The organism is Sanguibacteroides justesenii, from assembly GCF_003204205.1.
Taxonomy (GTDB): Bacteria; Bacteroidota; Bacteroidia; order Bacteroidales; family Marinifilaceae; genus Gabonibacter; species Gabonibacter massiliensis.
The window spans coordinates 166,116-187,792 of sequence record NZ_QJPL01000003.1 but is presented as its reverse complement, the minus strand read 5'-3'; the positions used below and the strand labels follow the sequence as shown (position 1 = coordinate 187,792).

General features: G+C 41.5%; 16 protein-coding genes. 8 read left to right on the top strand and 8 right to left on the bottom strand.

Annotated elements, in window-relative coordinates; all coding sequences use genetic code 11:
* Nucleotides 1-55 precede the first annotated feature (55 nt).
* The 6 genes from DMB45_RS06065 to alaS all read right to left on the bottom strand — a co-directional run bounded on the left by DMB45_RS06065 (nucleotide 56) and on the right by alaS (nucleotide 9,307).
* Complete coding sequence (locus DMB45_RS06065; RefSeq protein ID WP_041502773.1) at nucleotides 56-742, bottom strand: response regulator transcription factor; 687 nt, start codon at nucleotides 740-742, stop codon at nucleotides 56-58.
* A 39-nt stretch (nucleotides 743-781) separates the two neighbouring features.
* Nucleotides 782-2,362 (bottom strand): sensor histidine kinase, encoded by a 1,581-nt coding sequence (locus DMB45_RS06060; RefSeq protein ID WP_041502772.1) that lies wholly within the window; start codon nucleotides 2,360-2,362, stop codon nucleotides 782-784.
* A gap of 132 nt (nucleotides 2,363-2,494) precedes the next feature.
* Complete coding sequence (locus DMB45_RS06055; RefSeq protein WP_041502948.1) at nucleotides 2,495-3,178, bottom strand: hypothetical protein; 684 nt, start codon at nucleotides 3,176-3,178, stop codon at nucleotides 2,495-2,497.
* 149 nt (nucleotides 3,179-3,327) lie between these two features.
* Complete coding sequence (locus DMB45_RS06050) at nucleotides 3,328-4,635, bottom strand: TlpA family protein disulfide reductase (protein ID WP_041502771.1); 1,308 nt, start codon at nucleotides 4,633-4,635, stop codon at nucleotides 3,328-3,330.
* A gap of 214 nt (nucleotides 4,636-4,849) precedes the next feature.
* Entirely contained in the window at nucleotides 4,850-6,568 is a 1,719-nt protein-coding gene (locus DMB45_RS06045; RefSeq protein ID WP_110688559.1) for a tetratricopeptide repeat protein, read from the bottom strand.
* A 99-nt stretch (nucleotides 6,569-6,667) separates the two neighbouring features.
* Nucleotides 6,668-9,307 (bottom strand): alanine--tRNA ligase, encoded by a 2,640-nt coding sequence (gene alaS, locus DMB45_RS06040; RefSeq protein ID WP_041502769.1) that lies wholly within the window; start codon nucleotides 9,305-9,307, stop codon nucleotides 6,668-6,670.
* A 143-nt stretch (nucleotides 9,308-9,450) separates the two neighbouring features.
* On the opposite strand from alaS, the gene DMB45_RS06035 reads away from it, so the two are divergent.
* The 5 genes from DMB45_RS06035 (at nucleotide 9,451) to DMB45_RS06015 (ending at nucleotide 15,184) form a co-directional block, all read left to right on the top strand.
* Nucleotides 9,451-10,419: a M23 family metallopeptidase gene (locus DMB45_RS06035; protein WP_041502768.1), complete on the top strand. Its 969-nt coding sequence runs from the start codon at nucleotides 9,451-9,453 to the stop codon at nucleotides 10,417-10,419.
* A gap of 37 nt (nucleotides 10,420-10,456) precedes the next feature.
* Nucleotides 10,457-10,792 (top strand): MerR family transcriptional regulator, encoded by a 336-nt coding sequence (locus DMB45_RS06030; protein WP_041502767.1) that lies wholly within the window; start codon nucleotides 10,457-10,459, stop codon nucleotides 10,790-10,792.
* Nucleotides 10,793-10,825: 33 nt separating this feature from the next.
* The gene (locus DMB45_RS06025) at nucleotides 10,826-11,611 is read left to right on the top strand and encodes a Nif3-like dinuclear metal center hexameric protein (protein WP_041505515.1); all 786 of its coding nucleotides are present in this window, start codon (nucleotides 10,826-10,828) and stop codon (nucleotides 11,609-11,611) included.
* A 3-nt stretch (nucleotides 11,612-11,614) separates the two neighbouring features.
* Nucleotides 11,615-12,457, top strand: a complete 843-nt coding sequence (locus DMB45_RS06020; protein WP_041502765.1) for a zinc ribbon domain-containing protein — start codon at nucleotides 11,615-11,617, stop codon at nucleotides 12,455-12,457.
* A 108-nt stretch (nucleotides 12,458-12,565) separates the two neighbouring features.
* Complete coding sequence (locus tag DMB45_RS06015; protein ID WP_041505558.1) at nucleotides 12,566-15,184, top strand: valine--tRNA ligase; 2,619 nt, start codon at nucleotides 12,566-12,568, stop codon at nucleotides 15,182-15,184.
* Nucleotides 15,185-15,207: 23 nt separating this feature from the next.
* Here DMB45_RS06015 and DMB45_RS06010 read toward each other — a convergent pair whose 3' ends face one another.
* Complete coding sequence (locus tag DMB45_RS06010) at nucleotides 15,208-17,559, bottom strand: S9 family peptidase (protein WP_316933179.1); 2,352 nt, start codon at nucleotides 17,557-17,559, stop codon at nucleotides 15,208-15,210.
* A gap of 243 nt (nucleotides 17,560-17,802) precedes the next feature.
* On the opposite strand from DMB45_RS06010, the gene DMB45_RS06005 reads away from it, so the two are divergent.
* The 3 genes from DMB45_RS06005 to DMB45_RS15065 all read left to right on the top strand — a co-directional run bounded on the left by DMB45_RS06005 (nucleotide 17,803) and on the right by DMB45_RS15065 (nucleotide 20,835).
* Nucleotides 17,803-18,372: a DNA alkylation repair protein gene (locus DMB45_RS06005; protein ID WP_041502764.1), complete on the top strand. Its 570-nt coding sequence runs from the start codon at nucleotides 17,803-17,805 to the stop codon at nucleotides 18,370-18,372.
* Between the two features lie 134 nt (nucleotides 18,373-18,506).
* Entirely contained in the window at nucleotides 18,507-20,114 is a 1,608-nt protein-coding gene (gene pckA / locus DMB45_RS06000) for a phosphoenolpyruvate carboxykinase (ATP) (RefSeq protein WP_041502763.1), read from the top strand.
* Nucleotides 20,115-20,427: 313 nt separating this feature from the next.
* The gene (locus DMB45_RS15065) at nucleotides 20,428-20,835 is read left to right on the top strand and encodes a fibronectin type III domain-containing protein (protein WP_041502762.1); all 408 of its coding nucleotides are present in this window, start codon (nucleotides 20,428-20,430) and stop codon (nucleotides 20,833-20,835) included.
* Between the two features lie 39 nt (nucleotides 20,836-20,874).
* On the opposite strand, the gene lpxA is transcribed toward DMB45_RS15065, so the two are convergent.
* The gene (lpxA, locus tag DMB45_RS05990) at nucleotides 20,875-21,654 is read right to left on the bottom strand and encodes an acyl-ACP--UDP-N-acetylglucosamine O-acyltransferase (protein WP_041502761.1); all 780 of its coding nucleotides are present in this window, start codon (nucleotides 21,652-21,654) and stop codon (nucleotides 20,875-20,877) included.
* Nucleotides 21,655-21,677: the final 23 nt, after the last annotated feature.

Genomic DNA, 21,677 nt, shown 5'->3' with positions numbered 1-21,677 from the left:
AATGCCGTCCGAAACATCAACGGACGGCATTTATAATTTAGGGACATTGCGATTGCTATTCCAGGATAAGCCGAAATCCCGAACCATGTACATTTTCAATTTTGATAGAAGGATCATCCTTAAAATACTTACGTAGTTTCGTCACGTAAACATCCATACTCCTCGCCGTGAAATAATCGTTCGAACCCCATATCTCATTCAACGCTTTTTCCCGCTGCAGTAATCCGTCCTTATGGTAGTATAGCAACTCCAATAAACGGGATTCTTTCGGGGTAAGCTTTATTACCTCATCATTTTTCGTGATCGTTCTTAATTCCGTGTTGAAAACGTAAGCACCCAACTCTATAAATTTCGGTTTTACTTCCGTCTCGTCGTGCTCGCATCTGCTGAGAATCGCTTTTATTTTAAAAATAAGCAATTCGGAATCAAACGGTTTAACGATATAATCATCCGCCCCGATTTCGTATCCTTGTTTCATATCATCTTTCATGCTTTTAGCCGTAATATACACAAAGGGTACGGCCATATCGATCTCCCGAATTTTCTTACCCAGTGTAAATCCATCCATTTCAGGCATCATCACGTCTAAAAGACACAGATCAAATTTCTCTTTCCGGAAAGCTTCAAATCCGTCATGTCCATTCACGCAATGGACCACATCATAATCGGACAACTCCAAATAGGATTTCAGAACAGATCCGAAACAAGGATCATCTTCTACCAAAAGTATTTTATGTCCCATACACTCAATTTTTAATTTATGGTTCAGGTTATAGTTTGTCTACTCTATTTTAAAAATAATCTCCACTAACGTCCCTTTGTTTTTCTTAGAAGTCAAGCGTATCGTCCCGTTATGCAACTCCACGATCGACTTCACGTAACTCAATCCCAATCCGAAACCTTTTACATTATGCAAGTTCCCGCTCGGTACACGGTAAAATCGCTTAAACACTTTTTTCTGAGATTCTTTAGGTATTCCGATACCGCTATCTAAAACCCCAATAATAAAGTGTCCGTCGACACGACGTGTAAATATATAAATATTCAACGAATCATACGAATACTTGATCGCATTATCTAACAAATTACACACGACATTTAACATATGTACCTCATCGGCCTCCATGACAAATCCTTCCGGATCCAACTCTTCCTTAATTTCTCCTCCCCGTTCTTCAACCTGTAACCGGAAATGTTGTACGGCCTCATCTACCAATATATTCAAATCGGCCTCTACTTTATTCAAATGAATCTCTCTGCGGTCCAATTTGGCCTGAAGCAAAATACGTTCCACATATTTATTCATCCGGTCATTCTCCTTACGGATCATCGTATTAAATTTCAACAGCTGATTTTTATCATTCAATACCTTTTCCTTTTCGATTGCCGATGTCGCTAAAGATATGGTCGCCAAAGGCGTTTTAAACTCATGCGTCATATTATTGATGAAATCATTTTTAATGACAGATACTTTTTGCTGACGCGTAAGTACTACTATGGTGAAAATAAACACCCCCATTAAGCCGAAAATGCAAAAAGCAGAGGCGATCAACATCCAACCGATATTTTCGTAAATCAACGAATCTGCCGATTCTAAGGTAATGCCCAAAATCGCATCCTTGACAATCCAATCCCTCGGGAATAAATCCGTACAATAGAAATTTTTCTTCAGGTCATCCCTTATGGCTTTTTGTTTCAACTCCTTTTTTCTTATGATCTCGTACTTAAAAGGAAGACGGATGTCCTTAGCATCCAATGTCATTCGCAAAAGCCTATTGATGTCTACACCTTCCAACCGCTTTTCGACAGAGACATTTTCCGGATCCTTCTCTTTAATCAATTTCAACATGAGATCCTCCAATCTCTTGTACAGAGCCTGTTGACTCAAATTACTCGTCGTATCTTGGATTCCAAACCCCAATGTCTTAATGCTTTGCTCCAAAAGGTCCTGATTCAGGTATCTTCTTTGCGGCAAATTATGAGGAGGGATGCTACCCGGCGTTTCGATCACGAAAGTAGTACTCTTGTTGGAGGATTTACTACCGTATTCCCATACTTGCGTAATAAAAGAAAAAGCCGGAAAATTTTCTCCTTCCATATTCGTCGAATCCCAGGGAATCACCTCTTTACTCTGCTCTTCAATACGCTTCATGTGTTCTGTTATTTCGGTAAGATAACGAACATTATTAATATCATCAATCGTATTTACCACCTGCTCCAGGGCCGCATGCACCTTTGAGGAGAAACGGATCTCGCTTTCTCTCATGCTGTATTTTATCCAAAACCACTGTACACCGACGACAGCAATAAAGGCGACCAACATAACGACGGTTAATATTCTGATTATTATTTTTTTGATCATACCAACAGAAATAGATTTAGCGAAAATAGTATTTTTTACGTCATCATGCAACAAAAAAGAGGTACCCGGGAAAGGCACCTCTCAAAAACAACTAAGTAATAAAAACGGGAAAATAAACCATAAAATGGTTTTTTACTTTAATTTGTCTTCTAATACTTTGTATATATTACTTTCTTTATTCTCGATCATCATCTTTTTGAAAAGAGCTTTCTGTGCATCCAAGCTATCAACCAACTCATCTTTTAAGATAAATAAAGAAACTTCCTTACCCGGATTTGCCTCGATTAAAGCTTTTGCCCAGTTGGCCCGCATTTTCAAATAACGTTGAATCCTCAATTGATTGACGCCCATCAACATTTCATAATCCTTGCTCTTTTTCTTGCTATTGGCGATCTTCTCGTTCTTAGCCTCTAACTCCTTAATAGGTTCTTCGTATTTTTCTTTGAATTGCTTCTTAATATTCTCGTATTCATCCATCAATCCGGAACCGTTTGCTTCAATTTCAGTCGGAAATTTGATCTTACCTTTAATCCAGATCATGTCCTTCGTATCCAGAATAATTTCAAGGGTCCTTTTCCCGTCAATATCCACCCAAACACGTGCCGGAATTTTCAGACTATCCGTTCTCAGATCTATATTACCATCTTTCACTTCCTGTTCAGCAAGAATGGTCAAGCCCGGTCTCCCCGGCATCTCAGCCATTAATTTTACAGGCCCATTCAAGCCTTCCACTTTTCCCCGAACTTTAACCTGATCACTATTGCATGCACTTAATAGAAATGCGATAAGCACTAAAATTAAATTAATTCTTCTCATAATAAACATATTTGGTCTTTATTACTTAAAATACACATCCTGAGGATGTAATGGTATCTTCATGAGATATCCGCTAATTTACGACAAATATACAAAAATATCATTCATAAAAGAATTATCTGTCGGAAAGCTTCAAAAAATCTTAAGTATTACAGATCAAGCGTCTTAAAAAGCAATTCGGTTCCGTCAGGAGCGGGAGCCGTGGGCGTAATAATCTTTCCCATGGGATCTATCAATAAAAAACGAGGAAAAGTGTAAGCCATATAACGGGCGCAAAACTCGTCCCGTTTTTGAAGGATATAGTGTTCACCCGGAATATTATTTTCCACTATATACTTCTCCCAAAGATGTTTAAGTTGTACATCATCCAACGAGAGAACGACAAAACGTATTTTTTTCTCTTTAAACTTCTCTTGCAAAAGCCTTAAAGCTTCAAATTTTTCCCTGGAAGCTTCATTCCAGGTCGCCCATACATAGACATAAACGTATTGGCCGGCAAACGAGCGCAAAGAAAACTCCTCGCCCTGTTGATTCATCATCCCGAAATCAGGTGCGGTAGCCCCGGCCGAAAGTCGCCGCCAACGATCCACCAACCTCTCTATTCTCGATATTTTCGCCGTATCCGTCACCTCTTTCCAACAAAGCGAGAGTAAATAATCCGAATCCCTTAATCCTTTCGTTGTCACATGATTCATGATTACCTCCGACAACAAATAGTTTTTTATCGTCTGATTATGAATATTCTCCAATACATAATTTACAAGCTCGCGTATATCCATACTACGTCCTTTGTAATATATGTAGTTCAACACGTATCGGGAAAAATCCCGTGAACCAATCAGGTCTCCATTGTCCAAAGAGAAGCCGGAAACAAATTCATCGAATACAGGACCCGGAACATATTTCCCATGCAATGAATCCATCCGGTGGAAATTAGGGTAGTAAAGAGCCCATCCGGCAACAACGTATTTGATCCGTTCCCGTTCCAAATCCGAAAAGGTCTCCCCAAAATTTTTAGCTTCCAACAGTAATATTTTTTCCCGAATCAGATTCTGCATCTCTTTTACGAACTCCTCTTCATCCAAATCAAAAAGTTTAAATTTCAATTCATTTTCTATTTCCCGTTCGTACAAATAATTATTGATGGCTCCCAACGTCCCGCGAAATTGTAAAGTTCCCCCAAAGTCCATCGAATTTACATTGATTTCCAGATCTTCACCGGGACTTAAAAACAAACTGATGCCGTATCGATCCATACTCGCGTAAGTAGCACGCTCCAAACCTATTTTTCCGGAAAAAAAATTCTTATCATCCAAAGGAAAGGTAAATTCACGATTGTTGGCGGTAATCCGGACAACCGAGTCTTGCACGTCAAAACGCCCTCCCACCTGTACACTATCAGAATGTGTACACGCAACCAATGTCAAAAAATATATTGCCGCAAGCAGTACCCTCATACTTTCAAACCTAAAATGGGATACAAAGATAAATATTCGCGCAATCACAATATGTTAAAGAAAAGGTAAATAAAAAGACCAAAAACAATTTTTTGAAGTAAAAAATAACATTACGAATATAAAAAATATTGCATTCCCTCAAGAAAAAAGCGGGTAAAAAGAAAAGACTATCTGAAAAATTACAGATAGCCTTTTCCAAATTATCAGAAATTAATTATTTTACGATCGAAGTAAAATCCGCATTATCGAAATATTTTGCAAACTCCATGTCTGTTGCGGCCAATTGTTTCAAATCAGCATCCATGGCACATGCTTTCTTCAAGTTATCCAATACCATGGCATCGTCATTTGTTCTGGCTCCAATTACAGCCTTCAAATAAGAAGCCATAGCCGAATTTTCACCTGCATCCAATTTCTTTAAAGCCTCATTATTATTTCCGGCCAAAATATTAGCTAAAGCAGCGTTCACACAACTACAATTTCCAAAATATCGAACTGCATTATCATAATCACCCTGCATGATAGCGACAACACCTTTATTGTAATCTACTTCATTACCCACTCCGGTAGCAGCTCCGAAATAAACTTCAGCCTGTCCGATATTACCCTCTTTCAAAGCAATAGCACCCAAGTTATTCTGAATTGTTTTATTGTTGGCTGACAAAGAGTTGGCTTTCTCGAAATTAGCTTTTGCCAAATCTACTTGTCCCATTTCGAACTGAATCATACCGGCATCATTATAACCTCTCCAATCACTCGGGAACTGACTGATACAAAGATTATAAATAGCTAATTTGTCTGCATTGTCATCGAATAGGGTAGCAGAATACAGTAACTCCTCTACATTCAATTCAGCAGGATTAGACTTAGCCAAACCTTTCAATTCTTCGTCCGATTTACCGATTAACTCAGCATTTACCACAAACATGGATCTTCTCAATTTCGGAAGAATTTGATCGGCAATGATCGTGAAAGCAGAAGCAATATTTTTGATCTCTCTTTCTCTCACTTCCGGATCAGAATACATAGAAAGAACGCGAAGGATCAACTCCTTATCTTGAATATTAGAAGCTTCCATAGCTTTCTGGAATCCTTCCCAATCTTCTGCCACCACGTATTTTTTGAAAAATTCAGCATCCTTATATTGTTGAATTTTATCTTTTTTCATTTGTTTCTTCATGAAAGTAGAAGAATTAGCCTCGCGTTTGTTAGCTAACTTCTCGTTCCAATCATAGCTACCGTCCGGAGAAGCATATGATCTAACATCGATACCGTTTAATTTCATATTTTCCTTAGAAGCCGCTTCCTTAACAAATTTCTGCAAGTTCTTCATCTCTTCGGAAGTCATCTCTTTGGAACGAATATTGGCTGCATTGATTAAGAAATAGATCGCAGCCTCTTCTTGTTGTTTAATAATTCTCTGGAAGGCATCAGCTCCTAAAGCGATAGCCGGTTGATTCTCTACTAAAGTTTCCGTAGCAATCACACCATCACCGATTTTTCTCGGTTCAAATTTCCGAGATGCCTCTCCCTTAGAACCAAGAATGTCGATCTCTAAATTTGAAAGTCTCATGGCATCTTCAAAAGGAATCCGGCTCACGTAAGAAACCGTTTTTCCTGCCTCGTAAGGAATCACTTCGTTATTGCCCTGTACTTTTTCTCCTTGAATGGCTTTTGCCGCAAAGGCTTTTTCGCCTCCTTCATATCTCAATACCGGAGTGGCTTCAATTGTTACTTTTTTATGGAAATATTTTTCCGGGAAAGTAACATCAATTTTCAAATCAACCATACCGCCCTTCGTAACCAAAGTTTCAGGAGTTACCACATACGTAACTTCATTTGCACGTTTTTCCATCTTTTTCAAAGAAGAACAAGACACAGCAACAAGTCCGGTCAAACCAATAACCGCAACCAATCCAAAAGTTCTTTTCATAGAATTCTTAATTTTATTTGTAATACTCAAATTAGTTTTCACTTTTCCACAAAACAAATGTATAATTTTTTTTTAACATTACACATCGAAGTGCAAATTTTATACCAAATCCACTTTAATTTTGTCTAATATTAACCTCTCGGCTCTTTGGATCGCGTGCTCTACACCGTCAGGATCTGAACCTCCGGCAGTTGCAAAAAACGGTTGGCCGCCTCCACCGCCTTTCATTTCCTGTGCCGCATCTTTGACAATTTGTCCTGCATGCAAATCATATTCCTTTACCAAGGATTCACTGATCATCACCGTTAAATGGGGTTTCCCGTTGTATACGCCTCCTATGATCAAAACCAGTCTATCCACTTCTCCCTTCAGCTGAAAAGCCAAATCCTTCACCTTCGTAGACGGGAACGAGAGATTTTTAGATATAAAATTAATATCCCTTACTACCCGTTTACTGTTTTTCAGACCGTTTTTGGCTATTTTTAGCGACTCATTCTCAAACTTTTCAATATCTTTTTTCAATTCCACGTTCTCTTCCAACAGACTCCGAATATTCTCCAAAACCCCGCGATTGGACTTGAACATATTCTCCACCTCGTTAAACATATGGAAATGATTCAAAATGTACTCTTCGGCCTTTGCTGCCGTTATCGCTTCAATCCTACGTATCCCCGCGGCGACAGAACTTTCGGAAACGATTTTAAAAAATCCGAGTTGTCCGGTAGCATGGGCATGCGTTCCTCCACACAACTCCACAGATTCCCCAAATTTCACCACGCGTACCAAATCCCCGTATTTTTCGCCGAAAATCGCCATTGCTCCCATTTTCTTCGCCTCCCCTATAGGTATGGAACGATTCTCTTCCAGCAGCGAATTTTCCCGTATCCTACGATTCACGATAGCAGCGACCTTGTCCAACTCCTCATTCGTAACCTTCTGGAAATGGGAGAAATCAAAACGCAGATAGTCGTTACTCACGAATGACCCCTTTTGTTCCACATGCGTTCCCAACACTTCCCGCAAAGCATGATGCAACAAATGAGTCGCCGTATGGTTGTTTGCAATAGCCGTCCGTCTTTCCGTGTCAACCCGTGCCGTAAACGTCTGGGTCAGATCTCCCGGTAATTTATCCGTAATATGTACCGTCAATCCGTTTTCTTTCTGGGTATCGATGATCCGTATTTTTTCAACATCAGAAACAAGATAACCGCTATCACCTACCTGACCACCCCCTTCTCCATAAAAAGGAGTAATATTAAACACAAGTTGATAAAAGGTTTTTCCCTTGGTGATTATTCTTCTGTAACGGGCTATCCGTACTTCTGTCTCCGTGTAATCGTAACCCACGAACTCTTGCGTATCGTCCGCGATCAATTCTACCCAATCGTCTGTATCGACAGCGGCAGCTGATCTGGAACGTTCTTTTTGAGCCTCCATTTCCGCTTTAAATTCCCGGCGATTTACAACTAATCCGTTTTCACGAAGAATCAATTCCGTCAAATCCAAAGGAAAACCATACGTATCATAAAGTTCAAAAGCTACATTCCCCGGAACCGTCACGTAATCCTCTTCCTTCGTTTTGGCAATAATTCTGTCCAACAACTTTATCCCCTTATCCAACGTCTTAAAGAAAGCCTGTTCCTCTTCCTGGATCACACGCTCTATTAACACCCGTTGGTTAGATAATTCGGGATAATGTTGCCCCATAACTTCTATCAACACGGGAACCAACCTAAACATAAAAGCCTCTTTCTGGCCTAAAAAGGTATACGCATAACGTACCGCTCTCCGCAAAATACGACGAATGACATAACCCGCCTTCACATTGGACGGCAATTGCCCGTCGGTAATCGAAAAAGCTATGGTTCTCAAATGGTCGGCTACCACCCTCATGGCGATATCCGCCTTTTCATCCTTACCGTAGCGAATTCCACTAAGCTCGGAAATCTCTTCAAGAATGGGAGTGAATACATCCGTATCGTAATTGGAACGTTTACCTTGAACAGCCATACACAACCGTTCAAATCCCATACCCGTATCCACATGGTGATTGGGAAGATTCTCCAAACTACCATCTGCTTTCCGGTTATATTGCATGAATACCAGATTCCATATCTCGATAACGAGAGGATGATCTTTATTCACTAATTCGCACCCCGGCTTCAATTTTCGTTCTTCTTCGGGACGCAAATCAATGTGGATCTCCGAACAGGGACCGCAAGGCCCCATATCTCCCATCTCCCAGAAATTATCCTTCTTATTCCCGAAGAGGATACGTTCCCGGGGCAAATAATCGGACCAAAATGTTAAAGCTTCCGTGTCCGCATCCAGATGATCCTCTTTACTACCTTCGAACACCGTAGCATATAATCTCTCTTTATCCAATTTCATCTCCTCGGTCAGGAACTCCCACGCGTAAGCAATCGCCTCCTTTTTGAAATAATCACCGAACGACCAATTTCCCAACATCTCGAACATCGTATGATGATAGGTATCATGTCCCACCTCTTCCAGATCGTTATGTTTACCTGAAACCCGTAAACATTTCTGAGAATCGGCCACCCTCGTCGCTTTCGGCCGCACGTTTCCCAAAATAATATCCTTGAACTGATTCATCCCAGCATTTGTAAACATCAACGTGGGATCTCCCTTAATTACCATCGGGGCGGAAGGGACTATCATATGAGACTTCTTCTCAAAAAAATCCAGAAATTTTTGTCTGATCTCTGCCGACTTCATATAGCTATTTTTCTAAATAATTAAACTCCGCTAACGAACTGCAATCGTGTCCGAAAGGCCATAGAATTATAAGGTTGCAAATTTAGATTATTTCTTTTAACTTTGCGCCGGAAACAATAAATTTATTACAAACAAACCAGATTATGCCAAAAGCTGGGTATCATTTTAATTCAGAAACATTATCTTTTGATAAAATAGAGACAACGATAAGAAAAAGAATCAGAAAGGCCATTCAAAAATTCATCTCAAGTTTCTCTTTAGCCATCGTGATGCTTCTTCTTATATTTGCTTTTATGGATTCGCCCAAGGAGAAAGCCCTGAAAAGGGAAAACGAAGAGATCCTTACCCAATATCATCTATTAAGTAACGAAGTTAAACGGTTAGACAATATTTTAAAAGATCTCGAGCAGAGAGATGATAACATATACCGCGTCATCTTCGAAACGGACCCGATTGCAACTTCCATACGCCGGGCCGGCACGGGAGGAGTCAACAAATACGAGTACTTGGAGCACCTGAAAAATTCAGATCTGATTATAGAAACAGCCCGGAAAATCGATCAATTATCCAAAGCCATCTATATTCAGAGCAAATCGTACGACGAAGTCGAAAAGCTGGCCAAAAACAAGATCGAAATGTTAGCTTCGATCCCGGCCATCCTACCCGTTTCTAAAAATGCAGCACATCCTGTCTCTTCTTCGTACGGATGGCGCATGCACCCCATCTACAAAACGGTAAAATTTCATGCAGGAATGGATTTCACCGGTATCGTGGGAACTCCCATCTATGCCACGGGAGACGGAATCGTGGAGAGCAACACATTCGACAAAGGATATGGACGCCATGTCGTTATCGACCACGGCTTTAATTATAAAACCCTTTACGCTCACATGAAAGAGTCTTACGTGAAAAAAGGGCAAAAAATAAAAAGGGGTGATGTCATCGGATATTTAGGGAATACGGGGCTTTCCACAGGTCCTCATTTACACTACGAGGTCCGGAAAAACGGAAAACCTGTAGATCCGATAAACTACTATTTTAACGACCTTACCGCGGAAGAATTCGATGCCATGGTTGAGGCGGCTAACAATACGGGGCAGAGTATGGACTAAATCACTTTGTAATCCAGACTAAAAATCATACGGGATTATGAAAAAAGAAGAACAAGATTTAAAAGTATATTACTCCATCGGAGAAGTAGCCGGTATGTTCGGCGTAAATGCTTCTTTGATCCGTTTCTGGGAAAAAGAATTCGATATCATAAAGCCGCACAAAAACAAAAAGGGTAACCGACAATTCACCAAAAACGACGTGGATAATTTTCATTTGATCTATCATCTTGTAAAAGAAAAAGGAATGACCCTGAAAGGAGCCCAGTTACAACTAAAAGACAGAAAAGAAGAAACGGAACTCCGGTTCGAGATCATTAAGAAATTAAAAAACATAAAGGAAGAACTGATTTCCATCAAGGATAACCTGAAGTAAAACGAACCTTTCTACGATTTAAACCCATTCGTCATGAAAATACAGGAGATTATTCAGATCATCGAAGCGTATGCACCAAGAGAGTTACAGGCCGATTTTGATAACTCCGGGCTGATTTGTGGGGATGTCGAGCAAGAAGTCACTTCGATTTTACTTTGTATCGACGTAACAGAGGATGTCGTACGGGAAGCAATCCAAAAAGGACACAATCTTATCATCTCCCATCATCCTCTTATATTCAAAGGACTAAAACAAATCACCCCTTCAACTTACGTCGAAAGATCCATTATACTTGCCGTTAAGAACGAGATCGCGATCTACGCGGCCCACACGAACATGGACGTTATCGCCCAGGGAGTCAGCGGCAGAATGGCGGATAAACTATGTTTGAAAGATCAGGAAATATTGCAACAGGAAGGAGAGACGCCCTATCCATACGGATATGGCATCATCGGAACGCTGGATTTCCCTGTCGATCCCATCTTTTTCCTCCAACACGTGAAGGAGACTTTTCATTGTAAAGGCATCCGTTACACGACCCCATCCAAAAAACAAATCCAACGGGTAGCCGTATGCGGGGGAGCCGGGGCTTCATTTCTGCCAACAGCGATTCTTAAAAAGGCAGACCTATATATTACGGGAGATCTCAAATACCATGATTTTTTCTTAACGGAGAACCGGATCATTTTAGCCGATATCGGACATTATGAAAGTGAACAATTCACAAAAGATATCTTTTATGAGTTAGTTACAAAAAAAATGCCTAAATTTGCCGTTCAGTTTTCTGATATTAATACAAATCCGATAAACTATTTATAATATATGGTGACGAATAACAATGAAAAAATGCAAGATCTGACAATTGAAGAGAAATTGCAGAACCTGTATGAATTACAACGAATTGACACCGAGATCGACAAAATCAAAACACTCAGGGGCGAGTTGCCGTTGGAAGTTCAGGACCTTGAGGACGAGATCGCAGGTTTAGAAACTCGTATCGAAAACTTTAAAACGGAATTGAGTGAATTGGACAAAACAACCGCTCAAAGAAAACAAGATATAAAGAAGGCTGAAGATGCCATCAAAAAATACAGCGAACAATTGGATAATGTTCGCAACAATCGGGAATACGACGCTTTGAGCAAGGAAGTCGAATTCCAAAAATTAGAAATCGAACTTCAGGACAAACGAATTCGCGAATCGCAAAAAAACAAAACGGAAAAAGAAGCTTTAATGGCAGAAGCCACCAAACGATATGAAGACAAAGTCGCTGATTTGGAAGCTAAAAAAAGTGAATTGAACGATATCATCCAAGAGACACATAAAGATGAAGAGTCTTTGACGGCCAAATCGGAACAATTGGCTGCCACTATCGATGAGCGTCTCGTCACGGCTTACCGCAGGATTCGCGCCAATGCTCGCAACGGTTTAGCCGTCGTCACCGTGGACCGGGATGCCTGCGGAGGATGTTTCAACAAAATTCCTCCTCAAAGACAATTGGACATCCGTTCCCGGAAAAAAATCATCGTCTGTGAATATTGCGGCCGTATATTAATTGACAAATACATCTGTGACTACGACGGTTCACAGCAACAGGCAGACCTGGAAGCAGCACTTGAATCTCAGAAGAAGAAGAGCAGAAGAGTAAAAAAAGCGGATGAGTAAAAGAAGCTGAATATTTAAATAAAATAAAGAGGTTGCCGGCAAAACATTCGGACAACCTCTTTTTTCAATTAAAAATTAGAAATCGTAAATTTAAAACTGTAAATGAAAATGGTTCCCACAAACTATGACCCGAAAACGAGCGAAGAGAAATGGTATCGATACTGGATGGAACACAAGCTCTTTCATTCTTCGGTCGACAAAACAAGAACTCCTTACTGCATAGTAATTCCTCCTCCCAACGTGACCGGAGTGTTGCACATGGGACATATGTTGAACAATACTATTCAGGATGTTCTCGTCAGAAGGGCCCGTTTATCCGGTAAAAATGCCTGTTGGGTGCCGGGAACCGATCATGCCTCCATTGCCACGGAAGCTAAAGTAGTAAACAGATTAGCCCAGAAAGGGATCAAAAAAACAGATTTAACGCGAGACGAATTTTTGAAACACGCCTGGGATTGGACGGAAGAGCACGGGGGTATTATTTTAAAACAACTTCGCAAATTAGGGGCTTCCTGCGACTGGGAAAGGACAGCCTTTACCATGGACGACAAACGTTCGGAAAGCGTTATCAAGGTTTTCGTCGACCTGTATAACAAAGGATTGATATATCGCGGAGTGAGAATGGTAAATTGGGATCCCAAAGCCTTGACCGCCCTCTCCGACGAAGAGGTTATCTACAAAGAGGAGCATAGCAAACTATACTATCTTCGTTACAAAATCGAAAGAGAAGAGGGGTACGCCATCGTGGCGACCACCCGTCCGGAAACCATCATGGGAGACACGGCCATGTGCATCAACCCCAACGATCCGAAAAATCAACATTTAAAAGGTAAAAAAGTGATCGTGCCTTTAGTAAACCGCGTCATTCCAGTTATCGAGGATGAGTACGTGGATACTGAATTCGGAACCGGTTGTTTGAAAGTGACTCCCGCCCATGACGTGAACGATTATATGTTAGGCGAAAAATACAACCTGCCTTCCATCGATATTTTCAACGACAACGGAACTCTTAGCGAGGCCGCGGGACTGTATATCGGCATGGACCGCTTCGAGGTCCGTACGCAGATCGAACAAGATCTGAGAGCCGCGGGGCTGCTGGAGAAGGTCGAATCCTACGAAAACAAAGTAGGTTATTCCGAACGCACGAATGTACCGATAGAGCCCAAACTCTCCATGCAGTGGTTTCTGAAAATGGCCGATTTAGCCAAACCGGCATTAGATGCCGTTATGAAGGACGATATCAAATTCTATCCTGCCAAATTCAAAAACACATACCGGCATTGGATGGAAAACGTCAAAGACTGGTGTATCAGCCGACAGTTGTGGTGGGGACATCGGATCCCGGCCTGGTTCCTCCCGGAAGGAGGATTCGTGGTGGCGGAAACAGCTGAAAAAGCGTTAGAATTAGCGAAGGTAAAAAGCAACAACAAAAGCCTCACGCTTGCCGATCTTCGGGAAGACGAGGACTGCCTCGATACCTGGTTCTCCTCCTGGTTATGGCCTATCTCCCTATTCGATGGCATCAATCATCCGGACAACGATGAAATCAACTACTATTATCCGACGAGTGACCTCGTCACGGCTCCGGATATCATTTTCTTTTGGGTTGCCCGCATGATTATGGCCGGATACGAATACCGAAAAGCTATGCCCTTCCGAAGTGTCTATTTCACGGGAATTGTCCGGGATAAGATCGGAAGAAAAATGTCCAAATCTTTAGGGAACTCTCCCGATCCTTTAGATCTGATTGAACAATACGGAGCCGATGGCGTCCGCGTAGGCATGTTGTTATGCTCTCCGGCCGGAGGAGATTTGTTATTCGACGAAAGCCTACCGGAACAAGGACGAAACTTTACAACAAAAATGTGGAATGCTTTCCGTCTCGTTAACAACTGGAAGGTTGCCGACATTGAACAACCTCTTCACTCGAAGTTAGCGATCGAATGGTTCGAACAATACTTACGAAAAAGCGTAGAGACCCTGAACGCCCAATTCGACCAGTATCGGATATCAGAAGCCTTAATGACTGTTTATACCGGTTTCCGCGACGAATTCTCTTCCTGGTTACTCGAGATTATCAAACCTGCTTACGAGCAACCGATAGATCGGATGACTTACGAGAAAACATTGCGCCTATTTGAAGAGATGTTACAGCTCCTCCACCCTTTCATGCCGTTTATCACGGAAGAGATCTGGCAAAATTTACGGGAAAGAAAAAGCGGAGAAAGCATTATGGTTTCCGTATTGCCGACGCTGGAAGAATACGACAATCGTTTTCTAACCGAATTCGAGCACGCCAAAGAAGTAATTGCCGGCATCCGCAACATACGTAAACAAAATAACGTCGCTTTTAAAGAGGCTATCGTTCTAAAGATAAAAAGTAATGAACGCTATCCGAAAAAATTCGAATCCATTATCCGAAAGATGGGAAATATAGAACGGGTAGAGGAGGTTAGCGACAGCGTTAAAGGAGCATGGAGTTTCATTGCCGATACCGTGGAATATTTTATTCCCGCCGTCGGGCAACTGAACACGGAAGAGATAAAAGCAAAACTAGAAGCGGACCTGGCTTACGCCAAAGGTTTTCTGGCTTCCGTCATGAAAAAACTCGGCAACGAGAAATTCGTGAACGGAGCCCCGGCACAAGTAATCGAAAACGAAAAAAAGAAGCAGGCGGATGCCGAAGCCAGAATTAAAGCCATCGAGCAACAGTTAGCCGAATTATAAAAATAAAGGTCGCTCGGCGACCTTTATTTTTTCCTGTTATACTCATCAATTTCCCGATAAGTTTCCGACGTGTAATCTCCTAAAAGATGCTTGGCAAAATGAAACCACATCTTCCGCTGGAAGAAATCATCCTGAATCCCGGAAAACCCGTGACGAATACCCGGGAGCACCACCAAATCGAAATTTTTTCCGGCCTTCAGCAATGCATCTGCCATCCGAAGGGTATTACCCGGATGCACGTTATTATCCACATCTCCCGTCACCAACAATAAATACCCTCTCAGCTGTTTCGCTAACTCTATATTAGTCGGAATGCGGGTTTTAAAATAAGTCTCCCGACGAACGATCGTCGTGTCCTTCCCGGTAAGAGAATCCTTTACCGTTTCCCGGATTTCACGAACTTCTTCTTTTATTCCATGGTGGGTCTCTCCCCACCATTGGTTATAGATATTATTATCGTGATTACCGGCAGAAGATACCGCTGCCGTATAAAAATCAGGATACGTACACAAGGCGGCCGTAGACATAAAACCACCTCCGGAATGCCCGAAAATACCCACCCGCGAAATATCGATAAAAGGATGACGGGATGCCAACTGTTCTATACCGTACTTATCATCCGCCAAAGGGTAATCCCTCAAGTTTCCGTAACCGAAAGTATGATACCATTTATCCCTCAAGGGAGTTCCCCCGCGGTGCCCGAACGAGACTACGACAAAACCGACCTGAGCCAACCCCGCGTTGTAAACGGAAGTAACGCTAAAGACTAACGGGAAAGCTTCTGTCTGCGGTCCCGGATAGACGTAGGAGATAACCGGATAAGTCTTGGTCGAATCAAAATCAAAAGGTTTCCACATGAAACCGTACAGATCGGTCACCCCATCGGCCGCCTTCACGGTAAAAGGTTCCGGCATTTTCCACCCCGTTTCATACAAACGGGAAAGATCAGGCTTCGGTAATTCGAACACGACTTTACCTCTGTTGTCTCTCAACACACTCCTCGGTTCCAAATCCGCCCGGGAATAATTGTCCACAAAATAGCGTCCGGAGGGAGAAAAATCGGCGGCATGGGTTGCCATCTCCGGTGTCAATATCTCAACACCTTTTTTCCCGTCTATATCGGCCTTGTTAATCCGTGCATAATAAGGAGGCTCTCCCTTTACTTGCCCATAGGCTGCAAAATACATCGTTCGATGGACCGTATCGATTTTTATCATTTTTCCGGCTGTCCATTCCCCCGAAGTAATTTCGTTTTTTAAATTTCCCTCTCCGTCATAATGATAGAAGTGTCCGTGTCCCGTACGCTCGGACCACCATATGATATCCTCCCCGTCATTCAGAAAAGAGATATGGTAAAAATCATCGTTAAAATAAGGCTTATCCGTCTCATTTATCAAAACCTTCACCTCACCGGTAATCGCATCGACCTCACAAATATCCAATTCGTCACACGTCCGCTTTTTACGTTGTACATAAAATTTATCCGTTTTCTTCGCCACATATAAAACACTCAGTTTCTGATCCTTCCACTTCTCAATCGGAACCCGAATCTGTTTTTTGGCATCCACATCGAAAACAGAGAGATCGTACTGCGTCACGTGCTCGTCTCCGGCAAAAACATATTTATATTTTTGCAAGCGAGGACGTTCTCCCAGGACATTAACAACAAATAAAGAATTTACTTTCCTGTCATCCGACCGTCTCACGTAAAACCGATTGGAATTTTTAAACCACACAATTTTGGCAGCCATCTTCTGAGCGGAAGTATCCTCTTCCGCGTAAGCATAGGAATGGTAAATTTCCCCGTCGGTAGTCAACTGGGTTTCAACGGAATCCTTTACCCGCATCGCGTACAGGTTATGCTTTTTAGCATACACCACGTAAGTACTGTCAGGAGAATAGCTACCGATAAGCCCCGGAGCACGGGATTTCGACTTTTCTTCTTTCTCTAAAGAATCCAATTTAACCAATCGCCGGGCAAATATATCATAAGAAAATGCAAAAGTATCCATCTGAAAAGTCATTGTTTTTTCATCTTTCTTGAATCGGATATTCTGTAAAGTTAAATTTTTACTATTCATCGGTTTGTGAATGATCTTGCTTAACTCCCTCGCCATAAAATCACGATCGAAAAGTTCTTGCTTTTTCCGGGCCTTCGGATCGACGAAATAGTAGCGCAAGCCGTCTCCCGTTTTGTACGTAAACCAAAATTTATCACTCTCTTTAAGAAATCGGGGTTCGACTTTCGTTGAGCCGATCAAATCATTTCCCCTTCCCCGCATAAATTGCTCGGCACGTTTATAGTTGGCTTGTTGACCGGTACAAATTAAAACAAAGAAACAAGGAAATAACCATAGAAAACATCTCATCATCATTATACTATTTTTTAAATAAACCTTTTTTCTCGAAATGGGAACGAAGATAGAAACATCTATGGGAATAATTTATTTTTTATAAAGACTTAATAATTTTTTAACAAACAAAGTTGAGTGATAAAACTCATCTACTCAAACGTTTGCATATGCTACAAAACATATTTGTAAATAAAAAAATCTAAATTCTTATCGCTAACTTTGTGAAGTATAAAAATAACATGCAGACTTCATATTTACCGGATTATGGAAATACGCCCGATCAATAAAGAGCTGGAACAATTGTTTCACCAGATTCGTCACCGGATACGCCGGTTGCAGAACGGAAAAGGATTAGACAGCTTGGAAAGAATCGGGGCGGATACCCAAGGACAAGTCGGAGCCAGCTATATATCCCTGAAAACGCTATCCCGGAACTATCCCCGAAATCTGGAACTCGCTCTCTTGTTATGGGGTACCCAAAGACGCGAAGAACAAATCTTGGCATGTTTCTTGTTACCTCCTTCTTTGGCAATTAAAGAAAAAATTACACAATTATTATCTTTGTGTTTCCATTTCGAAATCGCCGAATATTTTGGAACCCTCGTGTTATCCAAACGAGAAGATTTAGAAGAAATAGTAGATGAATTTTTGGAATCGGGCGTCCCCTACCTTCAAGTAGCCGCCTTAACCGCTATCGCAAGAAATCGGATCGAAAAAAAGCTAAATACCCCGTTTTCGGCTAATTATATCCAAAACATCGCTTCTAAAATCGGGACGGATAAATACGTTCGACTGATTTTCGAACGTTTGAGAAGCGGTGTAAATATAGAATGAAAATTGAATGTTAATAAAGCATAAAGGAGAAGAGGAAAAAGGAAGAAGACAATTTTATAACGAAATGTTTCCTACATTTGCAAAGTAATTACAGAAAAAAAGTATTAATAAATGGTTTATATAAATTTACTATTATGTCAAAATTAGATTTAAGCAAGTACGGAATTACCGGTGTAACAGAGATCTTACACAATCCTTCCTACGAAACTCTTTTCGAGGAAGAGACGAAACCGGGTTTAACCGGCTACGATAAGGGTGTCGTAACCGAATTAGGGGCTGTAAACGTAATGACCGGCATCTACACGGGCCGTTCTCCCAAAGATAAATTCTTTGTAAAAAATGCAGCAAGTGAAGATTCAGTATGGTGGACCTCCGATGAATATAAAAACGATAACAAACCGACCTCCGAAGCTACCTGGAAAGCATTGAAAGAATTAGCTGTCAAAGAGCTGTCCGGAAAAAGATTGTTTGTGGTAGATACATTCTGCGGTGCAAATCCCAGTACCCGTTTGAAGGTTCGTTTTATCATGGAAGTAGCCTGGCAGGCACACTTCGTTAAAAATATGTTCATCCGTCCCACGGAAGAAGAGTTAGCTAACTACGGGGAACCCGATTTTGTTTGTTTCAACGCTTCCAAAGCAAAAGTCGAAAACTACAAAGAGTTAGGTTTAAACTCCGAAACAGCGACCGTATTCAATTTGGCCACGAAGGAACAAGTTATCCTGAACACTTGGTATGGCGGAGAGATGAAAAAGGGATTGTTCTCCATCATGAACTATCTGAATCCGTTAAGAGGTATTGCTTCCATGCACTGTTCCGCCAACACGGATTTGAACGGAGAAAACACAGCCATCTTTTTCGGTTTATCGGGAACGGGTAAAACGACCCTGTCTACCGATCCGAAACGTCTGTTGATCGGGGACGATGAACACGGTTGGGACGATGAGGGAGTATTCAACTATGAAGGCGGTTGCTATGCCAAAGTCATCAACCTATCCAAGGAAGCCGAACCGGATATTTACAATGCCATTACCCGCGATGCGTTGCTCGAAAACGTTACGGTAGATGCTAACGGAAAGATCGATTTTGCAGACAAGTCGGTTACTGAAAACACCCGTGTTTCTTATCCTATTTATCATATTAAGAATATCGTAAAACCGATCTCCAAAGGGGGACATGCTAAAAAAGTAATCTTCCTGACAGCCGATGCTTTCGGAGTATTACCTCCCGTTTCCAAATTAACTCCGGAACAAACCCAATACTACTTCTTGAGTGGTTTCACCGCCAAATTAGCCGGGACAGAAAGAGGAATCACCGAACCGACACCGACCTTCTCCGCTTGTTTCGGAGCAGCATTCCTCTCTTTGCACCCGACCAAATACGGCCAGGAGCTGGTGAAGAGAATGGAAGCGGTCGGAGCTACCGCTTATTTAGTGAATACCGGATGGAACGGTACAGGAAAACGTATCTCCATCAAAGATACACGCGGTATCATCGACGCGATCTTAGACGGCTCTATCGATAAGGCCGAAATGAAGGAGATTCCCTATTTTAACTTGGCTGTTCCGACGGCTCTTCCGGGTGTTGACACCCAAATTCTGGATCCGCGCAACACCTATGCCAACGTTGCCGATTGGGACACAAAAGCCAAAGACCTCGCCGGACGTTTCGTTAAGAATTTCGAAAAATTCACCGGAAACCCTCATGGAAAATCCTTAGTCACTGCCGGACCGAAATTGTAATTCGATATTACGCCATATACTTAAAAGACCTTGCCGCTAAGCGGCAAGGTCTTTTTTATCCATACGACCGTGATTCAAAAAACGATTAAAATCCGATACAAAACTTAAGTCATTACCCGCGGTATTGATATCAAACCAACCATTCGACACAAGTATCTATATATATATAATTTATATAACTATTTTATTTTTTATCAAAATAATAATGATTTATTTTGGATATATACACACAATACCTCATATTTGACACATATTTTTATTAATTAAATAAAATATTATAATATCAATTAAAAAATGGGTAATACTATGCGCATTGTTATGTATCAATGTATCACTATTTGCTGTAACATCGGTAACCATAACAGCCGAAGTTCGATATTATCCAGCTCCCATAGAGAGATACATTGTCGAATACCGTAGACTTGATAAGACGGAATGGATTCCCGTCAAATCTTTTATTTCAACCATCAAAATTACGGATTTAACCCCTGGTTACGATTATGCCTTCAGAGCCCGCGTAGAAACAAGATACGGTTTAGGAGATCCTTCTAAATCTGTTACCGTCGAGATTCGGGACGATGATTATGATATTTCGTATAGATTAGATTGTCCTCCCCCTCCGGGACCTGCAAAATCATACGCTCCCTCCTTTCTCGACAAGATATACACTACCGATACAGTAGAAGAGGAAACTAAAATTCCGTACAGACAAGAGGAATAAAATTGAACCAATAAAAAAAGCGCCGATCGGCGCTTTTTTTTAACCTAAATATCCTTTCATAATTCCTCGTTTGCTATTACGAACGAAAAGAATGATTTCATCTCTTTCCTTGGAAGCGGGCATCTCCGCTTCAATTCGCTCTATCGCATCGGAATTATTTAAACCGGATTGATACAGAATCCGGTAGATATCTTGTATCTCGTTAATTTTCTCGTTGGTAAATTCCCTGCGGCGCAACCCGATAGAGTTTACCCCGGCATAGGAAAGCGGCAACCTACCGGCCTTCACGAAAGGAGGGACATCCTTACCGATCAAGGAACCACCTTGAATCATCACGTGACGCCCGATATGCACAAACTGATGTACGGCAGTCATACCTCCCAAAATAGCAAAATCGTCCACCACAACTTCACCCGCCAACTGGCAGGCATTCGTTATAATGCAATTATTACCGATTTCACAATCGTGAGCAATATGGGCATACGCCATAATCAAACAATTATTACCGATTTTAGTGATGCCCTTGGCTGCCGTTCCGCGATTCACGGTCACACACTCCCGAATCGTGGTATTATCACCAATCATTACGATCGATTTCTCTCCTTTAAATTTCAAATCTTGCGGGACCGCCGAAATAACGGCTCCTGGAAATATTTTACAATTTTTTCCAATGTGCGCACCTTCCAATATGGTTACATTCGACCCGATACGCGTTCCTTCTTCTATCACCACGTTCTTATCTATCGTCACAAAAGGCTCAATCACCACATTATCGGCGATCTGCGCTTCCGGATGAACGTATGCTAACGGTTGTTTCATTCGTTTTTTATTTGATTTAAAAT

Excerpts from the sequence above, each read along its gene's own strand:
- DMB45_RS06030 (WP_041502767.1), top strand. The coding sequence starts at position 10,457 with ATGAAAAAAGAAGAACAAGATTTAAAAGTATATTACTCCATCGGAGAA.
- pckA (WP_041502763.1), top strand. The coding sequence starts at position 18,507 with ATGTCAAAATTAGATTTAAGCAAGTACGGAATTACCGGTGTAACAGAG.
- DMB45_RS06065 (WP_041502773.1), bottom strand. The coding sequence starts at position 742 with ATGGGACATAAAATACTTTTGGTAGAAGATGATCCTTGTTTCGGATCT.
- lpxA (WP_041502761.1), bottom strand. The coding sequence starts at position 21,654 with ATGAAACAACCGTTAGCATACGTTCATCCGGAAGCGCAGATCGCCGAT.
- DMB45_RS06020 (WP_041502765.1), top strand. The coding sequence starts at position 11,615 with ATGGTGACGAATAACAATGAAAAAATGCAAGATCTGACAATTGAAGAG.
- DMB45_RS06045 (WP_110688559.1), bottom strand. The coding sequence starts at position 6,568 with ATGAAAAGAACTTTTGGATTGGTTGCGGTTATTGGTTTGACCGGACTT.
- DMB45_RS06050 (WP_041502771.1), bottom strand. The coding sequence starts at position 4,635 with ATGAGGGTACTGCTTGCGGCAATATATTTTTTGACATTGGTTGCGTGT.
- DMB45_RS06055 (WP_041502948.1), bottom strand. The coding sequence starts at position 3,178 with ATGAGAAGAATTAATTTAATTTTAGTGCTTATCGCATTTCTATTAAGT.
- DMB45_RS06060 (WP_041502772.1), bottom strand. The coding sequence starts at position 2,362 with ATGATCAAAAAAATAATAATCAGAATATTAACCGTCGTTATGTTGGTC.
- DMB45_RS06005 (WP_041502764.1), top strand. The coding sequence starts at position 17,803 with ATGGAAATACGCCCGATCAATAAAGAGCTGGAACAATTGTTTCACCAG.
- DMB45_RS06015 (WP_041505558.1), top strand. The coding sequence starts at position 12,566 with ATGGTTCCCACAAACTATGACCCGAAAACGAGCGAAGAGAAATGGTAT.
- DMB45_RS06010 (WP_316933179.1), bottom strand. The coding sequence starts at position 17,559 with ATGATGATGAGATGTTTTCTATGGTTATTTCCTTGTTTCTTTGTTTTA.
- DMB45_RS06035 (WP_041502768.1), top strand. The coding sequence starts at position 9,451 with ATGCCAAAAGCTGGGTATCATTTTAATTCAGAAACATTATCTTTTGAT.
- DMB45_RS06025 (WP_041505515.1), top strand. The coding sequence starts at position 10,826 with ATGAAAATACAGGAGATTATTCAGATCATCGAAGCGTATGCACCAAGA.
- alaS (WP_041502769.1), bottom strand. The coding sequence starts at position 9,307 with ATGAAGTCGGCAGAGATCAGACAAAAATTTCTGGATTTTTTTGAGAAG.